General features: G+C 41.5%; 2 protein-coding genes. Both read left to right on the top strand.

The genetic code is table 11. The features are described 5' to 3' along the window. A partial coding sequence (locus F6K49_RS37210) for a thioesterase domain-containing protein (RefSeq protein ID WP_293105070.1) occupies positions 1-2661 on the top strand: 2661 nt, incomplete at its 5' end. Positions 2662-2771: 110 nt separating this feature from the next. Beyond that, positions 2772-3648 (top strand): cytochrome P450 (locus F6K49_RS37205; protein WP_293105067.1); only part of this gene is annotated, 877 nt, incomplete at its 3' end.

Raw genomic sequence — 3648 nt, 5'->3', positions numbered from 1 at the left:
TTGTTATCGGGTGATTGGATACCGTTGAATTTGCCGCAGCAAATCAAAGCTACATGGACAGATATAGAATTAGTTAGCCTAGGTGGAGCAACAGAAGCTTCAATTTGGTCGATTTATTATCCGATAGGAGAAGTTGACCCTAACTGGCGGAGTATTCCTTACGGGAAACCCCTTGGCAATCAAACGATGCATGTCCTGAATCAATGGATGGAACCTGCTCCGGTGTGGGTTCCAGGCCAGATTTATATAGGTGGACTAGGATTGGCACGAGGCTACTGGAAAGATGAGGAAAAAACAGCCAAGCACTTTATTCGTCATCCTCTGACCCAGGAGCAATTATATAAAACAGGAGATTTAGGACGCTATTTACCTGATGGAAATATTGAGTTCCTTGGCAGGGAAGATTTTCAGGTAAAAATTAATGGTTATCGAATTGAGTTAGGAGAAATTGAAGCAACACTAATGCGTAATTCATTAGTGAAGAAGGCTGTGGTGAATGCGATCGGAGACTCAATAGATAGGAAAAAGATCGTAGCTTATATTGTGCCCTCAGAGATGCAACCAAAGTTGCCCGAAGCCTATCATCCTAGTGAAAAAGAGGGGATAATCTTTGACCCAGTTGAACGAATTGAGTTTAAGCTCAAGCAACATGGTCTAAGGAAACTGGAATCAACGAATAAGGGTATAGATTTGCCTTTGGATATTGATGAGGAAGCTCTGACCAAAGCTTACTTCCATCGTCAAAGTTATCGACAGTTTCAACTGCAACCATTGGAGTTGAAAGAGTTTAGTCAGTTTTTAAGCTGCTTGCGTCAGTTAAGTTTAGCGGATAAACCGCTGCCAAAATATCTTTATCCTTCAGCAGGTAATCTTTATCCAGTTCAGAGTTATCTGATGATAAAGTCTGAGCGTTTAACTGGAATTGAAGCAGGTATTTATTATTATTGTCCTCGACAACACCGCTTAGTTTTTATCAGTGATCTAACTAATGCTGAAGGAGATAACATTTACGGCGGGAATCAGTCCCTTGTTGAACAAGCTGCTTTTTCATTGTTTTTGATTGCCAAACTTGATGCTATCACGCCTATGTATGGGGAATTAGCAGAAAGATTTTGCTTGCTGGAGGCAGGGCATATTGGGCAGTTGTTGATGACTACTGCTCCTGATTTTGGTATTGGTTTGTGTCCGATCGGTAATTTAGATTTCCAACAGTTAAGCGATTTGTTTAAGCTAGAATCTCATCAAATGCTACTTTATAGCTTTGTAGGTGGAAAGATCGAGCCAGCCCAAGCTCAACAGTGGCTAACCTCTTCAGTCTCTCCTCCGAAATCATCCAGTCATTCTGATACGGTTTCTCAGCTGCGCAAGCATCTACAATTACACCTGCCCGACTATATGCTCCCAAGCAAGCTAATGTTACTCGATTCTCTACCTTTGTCCGCTAATGGTAAGATTGACCGTCGGGCTCTTCCTGTTCCTGATAATCTCCAAGATCTGGAGGAAGAAACCTTTATTGCTCCTCGGGATCTTGTAGAGCTAAAGCTCACCCAAATTTGGTCAGAGGTTCTTAATGTTTTCCCCGTGGGAGTCCAAAGTAACTTTTTTGACATTGGGGGCGATTCTATTGTTGCTATTCGCTTGATGGCTCAAATTGAAGAACAGTTTCAAAGAAATTTATCCTTAGCAACCTTATTTCAAGGTCAGACCATTGAAAAACTGGCAACGGTTCTCCGCGAGGAACAAGAGTATATTTCCTGGTCTTCGCTAGTACCGATTCAAACGTCTGGTTCTAAGCCTCCCTTCTTCTGCATAGCCGGAGGAGGCGGTAATGTTCTTTACTTTTATCACTTGTCATGCTATCTAGGTCAAGAGCAACCGTTCTATGCGTTGCAAGCTGTTGGTCTTGATGGAGAATCAGAACCTTTCACACGAGTTGAGGATATGGCAGCCCACTACATTGGATTAATAAAGTCCATTCAACCAGAAGGTCCATACTTTTTAGGGGGGCATTCCTTTGGTGGATTAGTGGCTTTTGAAGTCGCCCAGCAATTACAAAAGCAGGGGGATGAGATAGCTCTACTCGCTGTTCTAGATATGCATGCACCAGATACGGATAAATTAGAATCTAGCAGCCATAAGCTAGATCTAGATTGGAATAGTGCAAAAATGCTAACTAGCATTGCTGGTATATTTGGCCGTATGTTTGGAAAAAACATTGATGTATCATACGAGTTTCTCCAACAGCTAACTTTTGATGATCAATTGAACTATGTTAACGAGCAATTTCAAAAGGTGAATCTTTTCCCTCCTGAAACTGGAGTTAAGCAAATTCGCGGTCTTATTCAAGTGGCTAAAGCAAATCAAAATGCTTGCTACGTTCCACAGGAGGTTTATCCAACTCAGATTACTCTCTTGCGAGCTAGTGAGGAAGTGCCAATAGAACTTGCTCCTAGTGTGGATATTTATAGGCTCCTGTACGACAGTAGAAAAAACGACCCAATGTGGGGGTGGAGTAAGTTTTCTGCTGGAAAAGTAGAACTTCATCCTGTTCCAGGAGACCATCTGACAATTATGACAGAGCCATACATTGGTGCTCTAGCCGAAAAGTTAAAATCCTCCTTAGAAAAAGCACAAACAGCTAACCCTATGGAGCGTCCGTAGGCTTATTTTTAAGGCGGTGTGGTGGTGCACTCAGCACTCCACAACACCGTTAAATTTATCCCAGATTAAATTATAAACCCGTCCATAAATACAAAAATAGGAGAAGAATAATGAAATTTCCTGATGGGCCAAAAACACCAGCATTACTACAGTCTATTAATATCATTGTTAATCCTCTCAATTACTTAGAGGATTGTGCTAAACGCTATGGAGATATGTTTACAATACGTTTTTTGAACTATCCTCCAACGGTGTTTGTCAGTCATCCCCAAGCTATGAAGACGATATTTACAGCCAACCCACAAACATTTAATACAGGGGAAGCTATGAAAGAGTTACCAACCGCTTTTTCAGGTGAAAATGCACTACCCTTGTTAGATGGCGATCTTCACAAACATCGAAAAAAAATGTTAATGCCTGCTTTTCATGGTGAGCGGATGCGAGCTTATAGTCAGTTAATTTGTGACATTACTAAGCAACAAATGACGCAGTGGAAAAAAGGAGAACAGTTTCACGTCCAGGCTTCGATGCAAGATATTTCACTGCAATTTATTATACGTGCTATTTTTGGGGTAAATGAAGAAGCTCGCTTCCAACAGCTTAACCAAACATTTATTTCACTTCTGAATTTGATGAGTAGTCCTTTGACTTCTACTGTTTTGTACTTCCATGCCCTACAGCAAGATTGGGGGCCTTGGAGTTTATGGGGACGTTTTGTGCGCCTTCGCCAGCAGGTTGATGACATAATTTATGCTGAAATTAAGCGACGTCAGGATAATCCAGCTTTATTAGGTGAAGATATCCTGAGCTTAATGATGAAAGCTCGCGACGAGCAAGGCGAGCCGATGAAAGATGTGGAGTTGCGTGACGATTTAATTATATTGTTACTAGGAGGTCATGAAACAACCTCCATGAGTATAACCTGGGCATTGTACTGGATTCACCGCTTACCACAGGTCTATGATAAGCTTATGGCTGAATTAGACA

The organism is Moorena sp. SIO3I6 (assembly GCF_010672095.1).
This window is presented reverse-complemented; position numbering and strand designations above follow the sequence as displayed.